This window comes from Kitasatospora sp. NPDC057223, assembly GCF_042669755.1.
GTDB lineage: Bacteria > Actinomycetota > Actinomycetes > Streptomycetales > Streptomycetaceae > Kitasatospora.
In genome coordinates this window covers 1-15,452 of sequence record NZ_JBHUWW010000039.1, presented here as the reverse complement: position 1 = coordinate 15,452, position 15,452 = coordinate 1, and the positions used below count along the sequence as shown (strand labels likewise).

Annotated in this window: 14 protein-coding genes; 8 read left to right on the top strand and 6 right to left on the bottom strand. The window is 71.3% G+C overall.

Annotated elements, in window-relative coordinates:
* Positions 1–320: 320 nt before the first annotated feature.
* Genes ACFUK0_RS16435 through ACFUK0_RS16415 form a run of 5 tightly spaced genes read left to right on the top strand, consistent with a single transcriptional unit; the run spans position 321 to position 6,155 of the window.
* On the top strand, positions 321–1,694 hold the full coding sequence (locus ACFUK0_RS16435) for a TrpB-like pyridoxal phosphate-dependent enzyme (protein ID WP_380250578.1): 1,374 nt from the start codon (positions 321–323) through the stop codon (positions 1,692–1,694).
* 16 nt (positions 1,695–1,710) lie between these two features.
* Positions 1,711–3,510 carry a gamma-glutamyltransferase family protein gene (locus ACFUK0_RS16430; RefSeq protein WP_380250576.1) on the top strand — a complete coding sequence of 600 codons (1,800 nt, stop codon included), beginning with the start codon at positions 1,711–1,713 and terminating at the stop codon, positions 3,508–3,510.
* 17 nt (positions 3,511–3,527) lie between these two features.
* Entirely contained in the window at positions 3,528–4,016 is a 489-nt protein-coding gene (locus ACFUK0_RS16425; RefSeq protein WP_380250574.1) for a VOC family protein, read from the top strand.
* Positions 4,013–4,984 carry an L-tyrosine 3-hydroxylase gene (locus ACFUK0_RS16420; RefSeq protein ID WP_380250572.1) on the top strand — a complete coding sequence of 324 codons (972 nt, stop codon included), beginning with the start codon at positions 4,013–4,015 and terminating at the stop codon, positions 4,982–4,984. The genes ACFUK0_RS16425 and ACFUK0_RS16420 overlap by 4 nt, the downstream gene beginning before the upstream one ends.
* Complete coding sequence (locus ACFUK0_RS16415; protein WP_380250570.1) at positions 4,974–6,155, top strand: NAD(P)/FAD-dependent oxidoreductase; 1,182 nt, start codon at positions 4,974–4,976, stop codon at positions 6,153–6,155. Before ACFUK0_RS16420 ends, ACFUK0_RS16415 begins: the two co-directional genes overlap by 11 nt.
* Before the next feature lie 17 nt (positions 6,156–6,172).
* Here the strand turns inward: ACFUK0_RS16415 and ACFUK0_RS16410 are convergent, their stop codons facing one another.
* The 3 genes from ACFUK0_RS16410 to ACFUK0_RS16400 all read right to left on the bottom strand — a co-directional run bounded on the left by ACFUK0_RS16410 (position 6,173) and on the right by ACFUK0_RS16400 (position 8,888).
* The gene (locus tag ACFUK0_RS16410; RefSeq protein WP_380250568.1) at positions 6,173–6,658 is read right to left on the bottom strand and encodes an aminoacyl-tRNA deacylase; all 486 of its coding nucleotides are present in this window, start codon (positions 6,656–6,658) and stop codon (positions 6,173–6,175) included.
* A gap of 11 nt (positions 6,659–6,669) precedes the next feature.
* Positions 6,670–7,215 carry a flavin reductase family protein gene (locus ACFUK0_RS16405; RefSeq protein ID WP_380250566.1) on the bottom strand — a complete coding sequence of 182 codons (546 nt, stop codon included), beginning with the start codon at positions 7,213–7,215 and terminating at the stop codon, positions 6,670–6,672.
* A 125-nt stretch (positions 7,216–7,340) separates the two neighbouring features.
* Positions 7,341–8,888: a tryptophan halogenase family protein gene (locus ACFUK0_RS16400; RefSeq protein ID WP_380250564.1), complete on the bottom strand. Its 1,548-nt coding sequence runs from the start codon at positions 8,886–8,888 to the stop codon at positions 7,341–7,343.
* Positions 8,889–9,133: 245 nt separating this feature from the next.
* On the opposite strand from ACFUK0_RS16400, the gene ACFUK0_RS16395 reads away from it, so the two are divergent.
* The gene (locus ACFUK0_RS16395; RefSeq protein ID WP_380250562.1) at positions 9,134–9,826 is read left to right on the top strand and encodes a LuxR C-terminal-related transcriptional regulator; all 693 of its coding nucleotides are present in this window, start codon (positions 9,134–9,136) and stop codon (positions 9,824–9,826) included.
* A gap of 142 nt (positions 9,827–9,968) precedes the next feature.
* Here the strand turns inward: ACFUK0_RS16395 and ACFUK0_RS16390 are convergent, their stop codons facing one another.
* Both ACFUK0_RS16390 and ACFUK0_RS16385 read right to left on the bottom strand, forming a co-directional pair.
* Positions 9,969–10,604, bottom strand: a complete 636-nt coding sequence (locus tag ACFUK0_RS16390; RefSeq protein ID WP_380250560.1) for a LysE family translocator — start codon at positions 10,602–10,604, stop codon at positions 9,969–9,971.
* A 334-nt stretch (positions 10,605–10,938) separates the two neighbouring features.
* Complete coding sequence (locus tag ACFUK0_RS16385; RefSeq protein ID WP_380250558.1) at positions 10,939–11,889, bottom strand: LysR family transcriptional regulator; 951 nt, start codon at positions 11,887–11,889, stop codon at positions 10,939–10,941.
* A gap of 115 nt (positions 11,890–12,004) precedes the next feature.
* On the opposite strand from ACFUK0_RS16385, the gene ACFUK0_RS16380 reads away from it, so the two are divergent.
* The gene (locus ACFUK0_RS16380) at positions 12,005–13,519 is read left to right on the top strand and encodes an MFS transporter (RefSeq protein WP_380250556.1); all 1,515 of its coding nucleotides are present in this window, start codon (positions 12,005–12,007) and stop codon (positions 13,517–13,519) included.
* On the opposite strand, the gene ACFUK0_RS16375 is transcribed toward ACFUK0_RS16380, so the two are convergent.
* Positions 13,440–13,946 carry a hypothetical protein gene (locus ACFUK0_RS16375; RefSeq protein WP_380250554.1) on the bottom strand — a complete coding sequence of 169 codons (507 nt, stop codon included), beginning with the start codon at positions 13,944–13,946 and terminating at the stop codon, positions 13,440–13,442. The genes ACFUK0_RS16380 and ACFUK0_RS16375 overlap by 80 nt on opposite strands.
* Positions 13,947–14,317: 371 nt before the next feature.
* Here ACFUK0_RS16375 and ACFUK0_RS16370 point away from each other — a divergent pair, with 371 nt between their 5' ends.
* The gene (locus tag ACFUK0_RS16370; RefSeq protein WP_380250552.1) at positions 14,318–15,184 is read left to right on the top strand and encodes an SDR family oxidoreductase; all 867 of its coding nucleotides are present in this window, start codon (positions 14,318–14,320) and stop codon (positions 15,182–15,184) included.
* Positions 15,185–15,452: the final 268 nt, after the last annotated feature.

Here is a 15,452-nt window from a genome sequence, read left to right as displayed (position 1 = left end):
GGAATCGTCCTCCAACGCACTGGCGGATGTGCGGACAAGGGCGCGGCGGGGCAAGGCCGGTGGCCCGGTCCGTCGGGCAGGGCACTGCTCCGTGCCGATACCCCGCTCCCGTCTCACGGAATCACCGCGTGGCCGAGCGGCCTCCGCCGACGGGATCACGGACTACGGCTGGAGCAGGAGGGCCGCTTCTTTCGGACTAGGCACATCTACCGGTCCGCCTTTCGGAGATCAGGCAGAACGGGCGAAGATCGCGTACTTCGGATGTCCATACGATGCACGGGCGTCATCGACATCTCGGCCCTCGGTAAAGGAAGAATCCTGTGCAGAAGCGAGTCCTGCTGTCAGAGAACGACCTGCCCGACCGCTGGTACAACATCATTCCTGATCTGCCCGCTCCGCTTCCCGGCCCGCTCAACCCGGCGACGCTGGAACCGCTGAAGCCCCAGGACCTCGCCGCGCTGCTGCCGCAGAAGATCATCGAGCACGAGTTCTCCCAGGAGCGCTGGGTGGACATCCCCGAGCGGGTCCGTGACGTGTACAAGATCTGGCGGCCCTCCCCGCTGGTCCGGGCATCGGAGTTGGAGCGCGCCCTCGACACTCCGGCGCACATCTACTTCAAGTACGAGGGCGTGTCCCCGTCCGGCTCGCACAAGCCCAACACCGCGGTGGTGCAGGCCTACTACGCGGCGGAGGAGGGAGTCCGCCGGCTGACCACCGAGACCGGCGCCGGGCAGTGGGGCTCGGCGCTGTCCTTCGCCGGGTCCCTCTTCGGGCTGGAGGTGAACGTCTACATGGTCAAGGCCTCCTTCGAGCAGAAGCCGTACCGCAAGTCCCTGATGCAGAGTTGGGGCGCCCAGGTCTTCGCCTCGCCCACCGCGCGGACCGAGTCCGGACGCGACATCCTGGCCCAGCACCCGGACTCGCCCGGGAGCATCGGCATCGCCATCAGCGAGGCGGTCGAGGACGCCCTGAGCCGGGACGACACCAAGTTCGCGCTCGGCTCGATCATGAACAACGTCCTGCTGCACCAGTCCGTGATCGGTCTGGAGGCGAAGAAGCAGATGGAGATCATGGGGGAGTACCCCGACGCCGTGGTCGCCTGTGTCGGCGGCGGTTCCAACTTCGCCGGGCTGGCCTACCCGTTCCTGCAGGACCGGCTCAACGGCGAACGCCCCCGGACCAGGTTCATCGCGGCGGAGCCGGAGGCCTGCCCCACGCTCACCCGCGGCAAGCTGGCCTACGACTTCCCCGACACCGCCGGGCTGACTCCTCCGCTCTACATGCACACCCTCGGGCACGACTTCATCCCCGGCTCCATCCACGCCGGCGGCCTGCGCTACCACGGCGACGCTCCGAGCCTGTGCCTGCTCAAGGAGCACGGACTGATCGAGGCTCGCGCCTTCCCGCAGACCGAGGTGTTCGAGGCGGCCGTCCGGTTCGCCCGCAGCGAGGGATTCGTCATCGCGCCGGAGTCGGCACACGGACTGCAGGCGGCCGTCGTCGAGGCACTGGCGGCCCGCGAGGCGGGCGAGCAGCGGGTGATCCTCTTCAACATCTCCGGGCACGGCAACTTCGACCTGGCCGCGTTCGACTCCTTCCTGGCCGGTACGTTGGAGAACCCGACCGTCACCGACGAGCAGATAGCGGCCAGCCTGGGCAACCTGCCGTCGCCCTCCCCGTCGGCTGCGGTCTGAGGCCGCCGCCGTGGTGATGACGCGTCCCGAACTGCGCGGTACCTTCGGCGCGGTCTCCTCCACCCATTGGCTCGCCTCGGCGGCGGGCATGGCGGTGCTGGAGGCCGGAGGCAACGCCTTCGACGCCGCCGTGGCGGCCGGCTTCGTCCTGCAGGTCGTCGAACCGCACCTGAACGGGCCCGGCGGTGACGTGCCGATCATCAGCTTCGACGCCGGCTCCGGACGCACCTCGGTGATCTGCGGGCAGGGGCCGATGCCGCTCGCCGCCACGCCCGCGGCCTTCCACGATCTGGGTCTCACCCGGATCCCCGGCTCCGGGGTCCTCCCGGCCACCGTTCCCGGAGCCTTCGGGGCCTGGCTGAGGCTTCTGGAGGAGCACGGCACGCTGAGTCTGCGTGAGGTGATCTCGTACGCCATCGGATACGCCGCCGACGGTTACCCCCTGCTGCCCCGGGCCGCCGAGGCCATCGAGATCCTGGCGCCGCTCTTCCGGGAGGAGTGGGCGGAGTCGGGTCGTACCTACCTGGTGAACGGTGCGCCGCCGGCCGCCGGTTCGCGGATGCGCAACCCGGTGCTCGCGTCGACGTACCGGCGGATCCTGCGCGAGGCGGAGGCCGCCGGACCGGGCCGCGAGCAGCAGATCGGGGCGGCCCATGCGGCGTTCTACAGCGGCTTCGTCGCGGAGGCCATCGACGGTCACCTGCGCACCGAGGTGCTGGACGCCACCGGGCGGCGGCACCGCGGCCTGCTCACCGGCGACGACCTGGCGCGCTGGAAGCCGCAGACGGAGAGCAGCACGAGCCACCACTACCAGGGCCTGGAGGTGCACAAGCCCGGTCCCTGGTCCCAGGGGCCGGTCTTCCTCCAGCAGTTGGCGCTGCTGGAGGGGTTCGACCTGGCCGCGATGGGCCTGGACAGCGCCGACTACCTGCACACCGTCACCGAGTGCGCCAAGCTGGCCTATGCGGACCGGGAGGCCTGGTACGGCGATCCCGACTTCTCGGAAGTGCCGATGGCCGCCCTGCTGGAGCCGGACTACAACGAGCAACGCCGGAAGCTGGTCGAGGACCGGGCCGCCGCCGAGCTGCGCCCCGGCTCTCCGCGTGGTCTCGAACCGAGGATCCCGGAGCTCGACCGGGTGGAGCCGCCGCACGGGCCCTCGTGGCAGCGCCAGCTGGCGGCCGGGCTCCCCACGGTGGTGCCGTCCGTCCTGGTGCAGACCGAGGCGCGGGGGGACACCTGCTGCCTGACCGTCACCGACCGGCACGGCAACATGGTGGCCGCCACCCCCAGCGGCGGCTGGCTCAAGAGTTCGCCGGTGATCCCGGGACTGGGCTTCGCCCTGGGCACCCGGGGCCAGATGGCCTGGCTGGACGAAGGGCACCCGAACGCGCTGGCACCCGGGAAACGCCCCCGCACCACGCTGAGCCCCACCCTGGTCCTGGCCGACGGCCGGGCCCGGTTCGCCTTCGGGACGCCGGGCGGGGACCAGCAGGACCAGTGGACGCTCGGCTTCTTCCTGGCCCACGTCCACTTCGGGCTCGACCTGCAACGCTCCGTCGAGACCCTCGCCTTCCACTCCGAGCACGTGCCGAGCTCCTTCACGCCCCGCACCAACCAGCCGCGCACCCTGCGGATCGAGCGCCGCTGCCCGGACGCCGTGGTGGCGGAGCTCCGACGCCGGGGGCACGAGGTCGAGTCCGTCCCCGACTGGTCGCTCGGCAAGGTGTGCGCGGTGGGGACCGACCCGGGTGACGGCCTGATCCGCGCGGCCGCGTCCCCGAGGGGCGAGCAGGCCTACGCGATCGCCCGATGAAAGGACATCCGAGCCCCGTGAACGAAGTACGACAGCCCTCCGAACCGCTCCGGGCCGCACTGCACCACCTCGCGGTCGAGACGGCGGACCTCGACAACTGCGTGGCCTGGTACACCGAGTTCTTCGGCGGCACCGCCGCCTGGAGCCTCGACGAGTTCTCCGACCTGACCCGCAGCAGGCTGCCCGGCATCGTCCGGCTGACCGAGGTGGTGGCGGCCGGCACCCGGTTCCACCTGTTCACCCGTTCGGCCGACTACACCGTCCAGCAACCGGACGTGCTGCAGTTCCAGCACGTCTGCGTCACCGCCCGGTCGGCGGCCGAGCTGGAGCAGTGGCGCGTCCGTTGGCAGCAGCTCTTCGCCTCAGGACGCTACACCTTCTCCCGGCCGGATCCGCCGACCGAGATCGTCGTGGACGACGACAAGGTCAGCAGCTTCTACCTGTACGACGTGAACGGGCTGGAGTTCGAGTTCACCCACGTGCCGGCGGAGGCGGAGGGACGGTGACCAACGTTGACGGCGCCTCGCCCACCGCCCAGCTGGAGGCCGCGGTCAGCCGGTTCGGAGGCCGCCCCTACGGACTGGAGCCGCTGATCCTGCCGGTCGAGCCCGGACCGATCGGGCAGCGTGCCGAAGGCGGGGAGCTGAGCGGGCGCTACCCCGAACTTCTGGGCTGTGAAGCGGACATCGACCCGCCGGGCGAACTGGACCGGCCGACCTCCGCCGACGAGCTGTTCTGGTTCCGCTGGATCACCGGCCACCAGCTGACCTTCGTACTCTGGCAGGAGCTCGGGCGGCTGGCGGCCGACGCCACCGGAACCCAGAACCCTCCGGACGATGCCCGGGCGGCGGCCCGCCTGATCCGCGGCTACTCGGCCCTGCTGCTCTACACCGCCTCCTGCACCCGGGAGGTCTACCAGCGGGTCATCAGACCCAGCATGGCCCTGTGCCACCCCAGGTTCACCGGTGCCTGGGCCCGTGACTACGTCCCGGTGCGCCCTCTGCTGCGCAACCGGCTGCCGGCCGCCTGGAGCGAGGAGGAGGAGGCCCTGCGCCACGAAGGCGCGCTCAACAACGCCGTGCACGAGGGGATCGGCGGCAAGCTGGTTCCCGGAGCGCCCTCGCTCCTGCAGACCGCGAGCAGCGGCCAGATGCTGCCGCGCGATGTCTGCGCGGTCCTGTTCGACACCTACTTCCTCACGCTCCGGGCGCCTTGCGAACCGTGGGAGGCCGCCGCGCAGTTGCTGCGCCGGGTACGGGCGGTGCAGAACGACCTCCGGACCAACGGGCTGTACCCCGAGTTCGCCTCCAGCCGGCACGAGAAGCCGTCATCGCTGACCGCACCGGACGTCCTGGCGATCGAACAGCGGATCCCGCAGATCCTGAGCAGCATCGCCCGCGACGCCGTGCGCCGGGGCGAATCCGTGCACGTCCACGCACTACCTGGAGGGGAGACCGCATCCCATGTCACCTGACGTGATCGTGGTCGGTGGGGGCATCGCCGGCTGCGCCTGTGCCGACCGGCTGGCCGCCCGCGGTCTGGACGTCCTGCTCCTGGAGCGCGGCGCGCTGGCCTCCGGCGCGACCGGCCGCAACCAGGGCGGCCTGCTGCCCAGCCCGGTACCCGCCTGCGGCAGCCTGTACGCGGAGGCGGTGGCGTACTACCGCCAGGTCGAGGCCGAGGGGGACGTGCCGTTCCGGCTGCGCGAGCACGGCTATCTCCTGGTGGCCCAGGACGAGGAGGGCCTGGACCGGGCCCGCAGCCACGGACGGGCGCTGACCGAGGGCGGGTTCCCCTCGACCGCGATCAGCACCCGCGAGCTCCTCGAACTGGAGCCCGGTCTCGCGCCCGACCTGGCCGGCGCCGTGGCCGTGCAGGGCGCGCACGCCCTGCACCCGGTGCTGGCCGCCGCGGCGTTGGCGGCGCGGGCGCGGCGCGCGGGGGCGGTGATCCGCACCAACACGCCGGTACGGGGTCTGCTGCGCCGGGGCGAGCAGGTCACCGGTGTGATCACCGACGACGGAGCGCTGTCGGCGGGTGCGGTCGTCCTCGCGGCCGGACCGTGGTCCCGGAGCCTGGCCCATCAGGCCGGATCGGACCTGCCGGTCTTCGGCGCGCGAGGGTGGCTGGTGCGGACCGCGCCCGTCACGAGCGCGGTGTTCCGGCACACCCTCATGCAGTCCACCTGGCACGGCTCGGGAGGGTTGCAGAAGCAGGGGCTCCCGCTGCTGACGGAGGTGGCGGGTGCTGCCCCGGGAGCGGGCACCAGGGTCGTCTTCTCCCTGCAACCGCTGCCCGGCGGCGACGTGGTGCTGGGTTCGAGCAGCGGCCCGGCCCTGCAGCTCGACGACGCGCAGGACGGTGAGCGAACGGCCGCGCTGATCGTGGCGGCCGCCGCCCGCCACGCGCCGGCACTGGCCAAGGCATCGGTGCGGGAGACCTGGGCGGGTGTGCGCCCGATGTCCCCCGACGGTCTGCCGGTCGTCGGGCCGGCGCCGGGGGCACCCGGGCTCTGGTTCCTGTCCGGCTACGGGATCGACGGCATGCCGCTCGCCCCCGGGACGTCACGACTGCTGGCTGATTACCTGATCAACGGTCAATGTCCCCCGCAGGCAGCGGCGTTCAGCCCCGACAGGTTCGGCTGAGGCGGCGGCACCTCGGCTCACGAGGACAGTTCCTCGATCGTCGGTCCGACCAGCTCGATCAGGCGCGCCGCCTCGATCCGCACCGTCCGGTCGGCCCGTCCGCTGCCGCAGTAGACCACGTCCATGGCGGCCACCGAGGCGTCGAAGACGACGGTCACCCCAGGGCGGTCGCACACCGGGCTGGCGCCACCGACCTCCATGCCGAGCAGGGCGAGCTCCTCCGGGGCCGCCTGGCGCAGGCTCGAACGGGACACGCCCGCCGCCCGGGCCAGCCGGCCGTAGTTGACCCGGCCGGTGACCGGCAGCGCGGCGAGCACGAAGGTGCCGTCCGCCGTCCTGAACACCATGGTCTTCAGCAACTGTTCGGTGGCCAGGCCGAGTTTGGTCTCGGCGTCGCGCTGACCGACGATCGGTACGTGGTCCAGCACGGTGAACGGCACGCCGGAGTTCCGGAGCACCTCCTCGGGGGACAGGACCACATCGTCACGCACTGAGTCTGACATCTGACTCCTCATCAGTCGGTGGGCACCACGCTACCCTCCGAAGGCCATGCGGCGTACCGGCGCAGGCCGTACAGGAGCGGCGCGTCGCCGGCTGTGGCGGGGAAACGGGTGCGCAGGACCCGCCCGAGCACGATGGTGTGGTCGCCGACCTGCTGGGTGCTCTCGACCCGGCAGTCGCCGACGGCGTGGGCGGCATCCCGCAGATGGGGTCCTCCGGCCAGCTCGGGGAGGTGCCATTCGGTGCGCAGGAACCGGTCCGGATCACCGGAGGAGAACAGCTCCGCCACGTACCGGGCGCCGTGGTGCAGGAAGTTGACACTGAACGTGCCGGTGCCGGTGAGCGCCCGCAGGGTGGGGCTGGCGCTGCGGAGGCACACCAGCAGGGTGGGCGGATCCAGCGAAACACCGCAGAGGGACGAGCAGGTCATGCCCCACGGCCGGCCGGCGCCGTCCAGTGCGCCGATCACCACCACCCCCGTGGGGAAGCGGGACATCAGACTCCGGAAGTCCCGTTCGCCGGCCGGTACCCGGTGCGCGGCCGCCTCAGGCGTGGTCATCCGGCAGCAACTCCTCGGTGCTCTCGGGGGCGGGCGGCGCCCCGCCGCGCGCCGCCCCGGCCGGGTGCGGATGCTCCGTCATGGATTGCGGCAGCAGCGCCGCGGCCCGGAGCGGAGCCGTCGTCTCAGCGCTGCCTCGACAGGTACTCGGCCTGGCTGGGCAGTGCCTTCAGCAGGGCCTGGGCCTGGTCGCGGACCCGGTTCAGTTCGTGCTTGGCCCGGCCGGCGTCGAAGAGGTCCAGGGCCGGTGGATGGTGCAGCGGGATCCCGCCGAGGCCGAGGGCCATGCAGACGTACGAGTAGGGCTCGAAGGCGTGGTAGTACGGGTAGGTGGTGTCGTTGTCCGGGAGCTTGCCCTGCCACTGCTCCAGGCGCCGGGCCATGTCGTCGGGCACCGGGCGCTGCTTGGCGTCGCGCCAGTAGTCGTTGTCCGCGCGGGCGGCGCCCCGGTAGTGCAGGATCAGGAACTCGCGGACCCCCTCGATGGCCCGGGCGACGCTGAGGTTGTAGCCCTCCCGCAGCACGGGGCTGCGGTCCGTGCCGGGGAAGTACCTGACCAGTTGTTCGATCGCGTGCTGGATCAGGAAGATGCCGGTGGACTGCAGCGGTTCCACGAAGCCGGCGGAGAGCCCTATCCCGACGCAGTTGTTCACCCAGGCCCGTTGGCTGCGTCCGATCCGCATCCGGATGTGGTTGGCCTCCAGCTCGTCCGCCGCCGGGCCGACGAACTCACGCAGCACGCGCTCGGCCTCCTCCGGCTCGCAGTAGTCCGCCGCGTACACGTAGCCCGTGCCGATGCGGTCGAGCAGGGGGATGGTCCAGATCCACCCGGCGTCCTGGGCGGTGGCGGTCGTGCACGGCCTGATCCCTTCGACGGCGGTGTCGACGGGCACGCGCAGTGCCACCGCCCGGTCGTTGGGCAGGGAGTCCCGGAAGGAGATGAACGGTTCCTGGAGGGCCTGTCCGAGCAGCCGGCTGCGGAACCCGGAGCAGTCCACGTAGAGGTCGGCCCGCACCTCCCCGTGCTCGCCGGTGACGAGGTGGTCGATCCAGCCCCGTTCGTCCAGGCGGACGTCCACCACGTCGTCGATGATCTGCCGGACTCCGCGCTCGACCGCGTAGCGGGTCAGGAAGTCGGCGAGCAGCGAGGCGTCGAAGTGGTAGGCGTACGGGAACTGGGTGTTCTGCTCGGCGAGCGTCGTCCGGTACAGGGGGCGGTCCTGCTCCTCCGCGAAGTCCTGCTCGAAGAGCCGGCCGTCCAGGTGGCGGGGTGATGCCTTGGCGTCGCAGAGCCAGGGGATCAGGAAGCAGTCGCGGTCGAACCGTTCGGTCGGACGGATCCGCTGCCACCAGTCGGTGAGCGGCACTCCGTCGACGACCCGCATGCGTTCGAACGGGTGGTAGAAGACGTCTCCCGGTGCCCGCCAGTCCTCCAGCCGCACCGCGAGCTTGTAGGTGGCGTTGCATTCCGGCATCCAGTCCGACTCACTGAGGCCCAGGTAGTCGAAGAAGTGCCGGACGGTACTGAAGGTGGCCTCTCCCACCCCGATCGTGCCGATCCGCCGGGACTCGACGACCGTGACGTCGATGTTGTCCCCGAAGGCTGCCCGTAGATAAGCGGAAGCCATCCAACCGGCTGTTCCGCCGCCCAGTACCACCACACTCTGTTTCATGGTCGTTGACCCTAGATCGCGGTACGGCGCGGTGTCCTCGGTAGATCGGGGGGGATCATCCGGGGTGTGCGCACCGAAAGTACTAGGTCGAAGTAACGGCGGAATGCATGAACACATGACATGTGAATATGGCAGAAAGTAGCGCCTGATTGCGGGGCGCTCGGGAGAGGATGGTGCTGTTGTTCGAATCTGTCGACCCGCGAGGAGAACGCATGCGACCAGTCCGGTCCACATACGTGCCAGAGGTGAAGATCGGGGAGCCGGCCGGGTCTGCCGACAGAGCGCTGAGGATCCTGCTGGTCGACGACTCCAGCCTCGTGCACGCCGGACTGATCCACATCTTCGGCGGCCATCCCGACCTGACCCTGGCCGGCTGTGCCTCCGAGAGCTCGACGGCCCTGGAGGCCTGTCTCGACCCCTCGCTCGACGCCCTCGTCGTCAACGTCTCCTGCCGGTCGATCGACGTAGGCCATTTGGTGCACCGGGCGGCGCACTTCGCCGATCGCGGTGCCTCCAGGATCCTGCTGCTGGCCAGTGACGTCGACGACCCGGTCTGTCTGGAGGCGGACACCCTGGGCGCCGGGGGCCTGGTGCTGACCAGGGAGGCCCCCGAACACCTGGTCTCCGCCCTGCGTCTGGTGGCCAGGGGGTACCGGGTCTCCGCGCCGGGCAGCCGCCGGGCACCCCGGGCCTCACCGCGCGGGGCGTCCGGCCGGCATCAGATGCTCGACCTGCTGACCCTGCGGGAACGCCAGGTGCTGGAGCTGCTGGCACGCGGTATGAAGAACTCGGAGATCGCCGCCGAGCTGGTGGTCAGTGAGAGCACGGTCAAGACACACGTGCAGAACCTGCTGCTCAAGCTGGGCCTGCGCAACCGGGCCAGTGCGGTGGCCGTCGCCTACGAGTTGGGCGTCACCCGGGCCGGGCTGGCGAGTTGAGGCCGTCGGCGAGCCGCCCCGGCAGCAGCGGATATCGCGTCCACCGGCCTGGCCCGGTCGGCGGGGTGCCGGCGGCCGGGAGGGCGGGCTTTCGGCTCTCGCCCGGCTCCGGCTCGCGACCCCCGACCGACCGGGCCGGGGGTCACTCCCGATTGCTGAACGCCAGCCGGATCCCCAGGCCGACCATGACCATCCCCGACGCACCACCGATCCAGGACAGGCGCCGGGGCGACCCGGCCAGCCAGATGCGCGCCGTCCCGGCGGCCACACCCCACGAGGCGTCGGAGACGAGGGCGATCAGGACGCAGATCGCTCCGAGCAGGAGCAGCTGGACGGCGACGTTCCCCCTGGAGGAGTCGATGAACTGCGGCAGCACGGCGGTGAAGATCAGCAGGCCCTTGGGATTGCTGACACCCACCACGAACCCCTCGCGCAGAATCCGGCTCGTGTCCGCGGTCTCCGGCTCGGCCTTGTCGGCCACGGCCAGGAGGTGGCGGTGCCGCCAGGCCTGAACACCCAGGTATACGAGGTAGACCGCCCCGGCGAACTTGATGATCGAGAAGAGCAGCAGGGAACGTTCGATCACGCTTCCCAGTCCGAATGCCACCAGGACCACCTGGACGAGCAGACCCGCCTCGTTCCCGATTGCCGTGGACACCGCGGCCCGCCGCCCGAGCGAAATGCCCCGGCTGACGACGAACAGCACACTGGGGCCCGGCACGGCGATCAGCAGGGATACCACGGTCAGGAATACCACCAGACGATCTAATCCAATCATGGGGTCAGACTACCGAGCGCCATCGCCGCGGATCACGGTTTTCGCAATTCCATTCCTGCGCGAATGGATGAACAGGGGCCGACCGGCGGGGCCGCACCGGGACGGGCACCGGGCCGGGCGGCTGCCCGGAGCCGCGGCGGCCACCGCCGTGACAGTGCCGGGGAGCGCAAGGGCGAGAATCAGCCGCACCGAACAGAGGGCGCGTCATGAGAGTTGCGCTGTCCTGATGCTGGTGGGGGTGCTGAGACTTGTCCGCGGGTCCGCTCCCGACCTGCGGACAGGAGGCCGGATCCTGCTGGTCGAGGAGAACCGAGCCCTCGGGGGAGAGGAGCACTCAGCCGGGTGGCGCTGCGCCGGGACCGGCCGGAGCCACGGCCCGCGCGATCTCGCGGGCCAGCCGCCCGAAGAGCTCCGCCGCCCCGTTGCGGCCGTCGGACCGCCACATCAGACCGTATTCGAGGGGCCTGTCCTCCTCCACCGGAACGTAGGAGATGCCGGGACGGCCGTGGTAGCGGGCGACGTGGGCCCCCGCGAGCAGGGCGCCCCGGCCGGCGGCGACGAGGGTCAGGGCCTCCTGGAAACCGGTGACGGACGGCCCCCGCCCGATCGGCCTGCCGCTGGGCGTGCGCGTCGGATGCTGATGCTCCGCCCGGTACTCCGGGATGTCGCCCGCGATCGTCAACAGCGTGACGTCGGCCAGGTGTTCGAGCGTCACCGAGCCCCGTCCGGCCAGCGGATGCGCCGCCGCCACAGCCAGCACCCTGTCCTCGGCGAGGAGCGTGGGCCCACGGGTGAGGTCGTCCTCGTGCACCGGGAAGTCCGCCAGCTGGAGGTCGAACTCGCCTGTGCGCAGCATTCCGTACGGGTCGCCGAGCGGCACCTCGCACACCTCGACGACGAGTTCGGGGCGGGTCGCGCGCAGCCTCTCGGTGGCCTTCATCACCAGCTCCCCGGCCAGGGGCGTGGAGAAGCCGACGTGCAGGACGCCCTCGATGCCGCGCGCCGACGCGACGGCACGCGCCAGGGCGGCCTCGATGCCGCGGTAGTGCGGTTCGAGGTCGTCGCGGAAGCGGCTGCCCAGCCCGGTGAGGGCCACCCGCCGGCTCGTGCGCGTGAACAGCGGTGCTCCGACACGGCGCTCCAGCTTCTGGACGAGCTGACTCACCCGGGCCCGCGAGAGATGCAGGCGGGTGGCGGTACGGCCGAAGTGCAGTTCCTCGGCGAGGACGAGGAAGCAGTCGAGTTCGTTCTGGTCCACGTACGTCTCCGGGAGGTAGGCGGACACGGATCGGTAAGCCTGGCTGACCGAACGTTGCGATCACCGCTGTTGTTCCCGCGCGGGCCGTGACGAAGGCTTGAGGCACCGACAACACCTCTCACTCCGGAAGGAGTTCATCGTCATGAGTGCCTTGAGTGCCCCGGGCGGGCTGGGCGCGCGCAAGTGGGGCGTCCTGCTCGTCCTGTGCGGCGCGATCTTCCTCGAAGGCATCGACGTGGCCATGCTCAACGTGGCCCTGCCGTCGATCCGCGCCGATCTCGGGCTGTCCACCGGAGAGCTGCAATGGGTCATGAGCGCCTACGTACTGGGGTACGGCGGCTTCATGCTCCTCGGCGGCCGGGCGGCCGACCTGTTCGGACGCCGTCGGATGTTCGTCCTCTGGCTCACCGTCTTCCTGCTCTTCTCCGGGCTCGGCGGCCTCGCCACCGACGGGTGGACGCTGATCGTCGCCCGGTTCGTCACCGGCGTCGCCGCAGCCTTCATGACTCCGGCCGGGCTGTCCGTCATCACCACGGGCTTCGCCGAGGGGCCCGAGCGGAACAAGGCGCTGCTCGTCTACTCCGGCACCGCCGCCGGAGGCTTCACGACCGGTCTGGTCGCCGGCGGCCTGCTCACCGCTGTGGGCTGGCGGTGGGTCTTCTTCACCCCGGTGCTGGTGTCCCTCCTCGTCCTCGCCGCGGCCCTGGTGCTCCTTCCCCGGTCGGTGCGCCCCGACAGGTCCGGCAAGCGCGTCGACGCCGCGGGCGCGCTCACCGTCACCGCCGCCCTGGTGCTGATCGTGCTGGGGATCGAGCGGGCGTCCCACGCCGGGGTCGCCGTCAGCGCCGCCACGCTGCTGGCCGGCCTGGGGCTCCTGGCGGCCTTCGTCGTCATCGAGCGGCGCGCCGCCGAGCCCCTGGTACGGCTGGGCATCCTCCGCAACGGCTCCCTGGTGCGGGCGAACCTCTCGGCGATGCTGTTCGCCGCCGGGTTCTTCGGCTTCCAGTTCCTGGTGGTGCTGTACCTCCAGGAGCTGCGCGGCTGGACGACACTGCAGACGAGCCTCGCGATGCTGGTCGTCGGCATCGACGCCGTCCTCTCGCCGACCCTCACCCCACGGCTGGTCCGACGCTTCGGCAACGCCCGGGTGATCCTCGGCGGTCTCCTGCTCGCGGTGCTCGCCTACGGGCTGTTCCTCCCGCTGGGAGCGGACTGGGGCTACGCGGCGATGTTCCCGAGCCTGACCGTCCTCGGGCTCGCCTTCTCGCTGGCGTACGGCCCGCTCACCATCGCGGCCACCGAGGGCGTCGCGGAGGAGGAGCAGGGGCTCGCGGGCGGTCTCCTCTACACGGCCTTCCAGTTCGGTGCCGCCGTCGGACTCTCCGCCGTCACCGCCGTCAGTGCGGCCGCGACGCGCGCGGACACCCCCTCCGCCCTGCTGGACGGCTATCGGGCCGGTCTGCTGGTCCCGTTCGCGGCAGCCGTGGCCGCCGTTGCCGTCAGCGGCCTCGGCCTGCGGTCCCGGCGGGGCGGCGCCCCGCGGCCGCTGCCGGAGCGGTCGCGGGGCCGTTCCCGGACTACGCGGGCGGAATCGCCAGCAGGAGCCCGCCGTCGAGGCGCTCCTGCATGTGCCGGCCGTGAGCGGAGCAGACGATGACCGTTCCGCCCTGCGCGTCCATCACCAGGAAGGTCGCCGGCTCGCCGCAGGGCCCCTGGGAGCGGTCGTAGCCCCACCCGGTGCCGCACTCGCGGCACCGGGAGCGGCCGTTCTCCGTCCGCAGCGTCGGTCCGCAACCCGGGCAGATCCCCCACCACGCGGTGCACGACCCCGGCCCCCGGGCGGCACGCACCCGCGCCAGCTTCTCGGCGGCGCCGCCGATCCGCTGTGCCGCCTGCGCGAGGGCGTCGTCCAGCGAGCCCGGCAGTGCTCCGCGCACTCCGCGCGGCAGGTCGGGCTGTTCGTTCAGCCGTTCGCGCATCACGGCGACGTCCTGCGCCAGCGCGTCGGCGCGCGCCTGGAGATCCCGCAGTTCCGCCGGAGTCGGCTCAGCACCGCCTCCGACGGGATCAGTATTCGTGTGCACGTCCCCCACCCCCCATACCGCCCTGTGCAAATGACCGCGGACGCGCCTTTGTCCGGCGCCCCTGCTGCCGGCACCCACCCACCCGCCGGAAACATCGTGATCAAAGCATGACAGTCATGTCCCGACAAGAGACGGAGGTCACATGCCCCCCCTGAGAGTGTGACGCGGCGCCCCGGTGACGGCAAGGCCGATCCGGCCCTCCCGGTGGTGCGGCCCGGGGAGCCCGCCGGACCGGTGGCGGTCGGCGGTCGCGCATCGCGCCCACACGTGGCGGGCGCGTTCGGGCGCCGCTCTCCCTGCTGCCCTTGCCAACCTGAGGGGCCCTCGACTTACTATGCTGAGGCAGCCTCACTTTAACCGAAGGGCTTCACATGATCCTGATCACCGGGGCCACCGGATCCATCGGCAGGCATCTGGTCCGGCAGCTCCAGGCACTCCGGGTGCCGTTCAAGGCCCTCGTCAGAGACGCCGGCAAGGGCCGGCTGCTCGGCTGCCCGTACGTGGTGGGGGATTTCGACGACCCCGACTCGATCACCGCGGCGCTCACCGGCATCGACCAGGTGCTGCTCAACAGTGCGGGCGCCGTCCCGACCCCCGACGGGGTGCCGCAGCCCATGATCGCCCAGCAGCGGGCCGTCATCGACGCGGCGGGGCGCGCCGGCGTCCGAAGGATCGTCAAGGTCTCGGTCTGGCACGCCCACCGGGGCGGCAGGCTCGCGGAGGGCGCGCACTGGGACATCGAGCAGCACCTGAAGGCCTCCGGCCTGGAGTGGACCCTGCTCCAACCCAGCGGGTTCATGCAGAACTTCTTCACCGGGGCAGGCACGTTCAGCGACGACGGGCGCCTCATCGCCCCCTCGCCCGACGCGCCCGTCTCGTACATCGACTGCCAGGACATCGCCGCCTGCGCGGCCGTCCTGCTGACCGAACCCGTCGGCCCGGCGCGGACGTTCGTCCTGACCGGCCCGGAAGCCCTCACGATGGCCGAGATCGCCGGGCAGCTCTCCGGGGCCCTCGGCAAGCCGGTCGAAGTCGTCGGACTGGACCGTGGGTCCATGGCGGAACGGCTCGCTGCGCAGGGTGTCCCGGCACAGTTCGCCGCCGACGTCGCCGAGCTCTGGGCCGAGGTCGCCACCGGCTCGCTGGCGGCGACGACGGACGAGGTCAGGAACCTGACGGGGCGCCAACCACGCACCTTCGCGGAGTTTCTGATCGCCAATCGGGCGGCATTCCGCTGAACCGCAATTCCGGTGGCCGGATGTCGTGCCGCTGCCCGGTGGAATATCCGGTCGGGAGGAATTCGACCGCTCGCCACCGGCCGGGAGCGCGGCGTTCCTGTGCATTGATTCCTCGGGTGCGGGACGGCAGTTGAACCTCCGGCGTGTTCCCGGCGGAAAGGCCGTCAGCCATCCTGCTGCAGGACGTCGAGGGCAACGGGATCCGTCTCGACCGAGCATCCGCTGATCCCGTGGGGGATCGCCGAAACGGCCCGCCGGGGTACCGGCG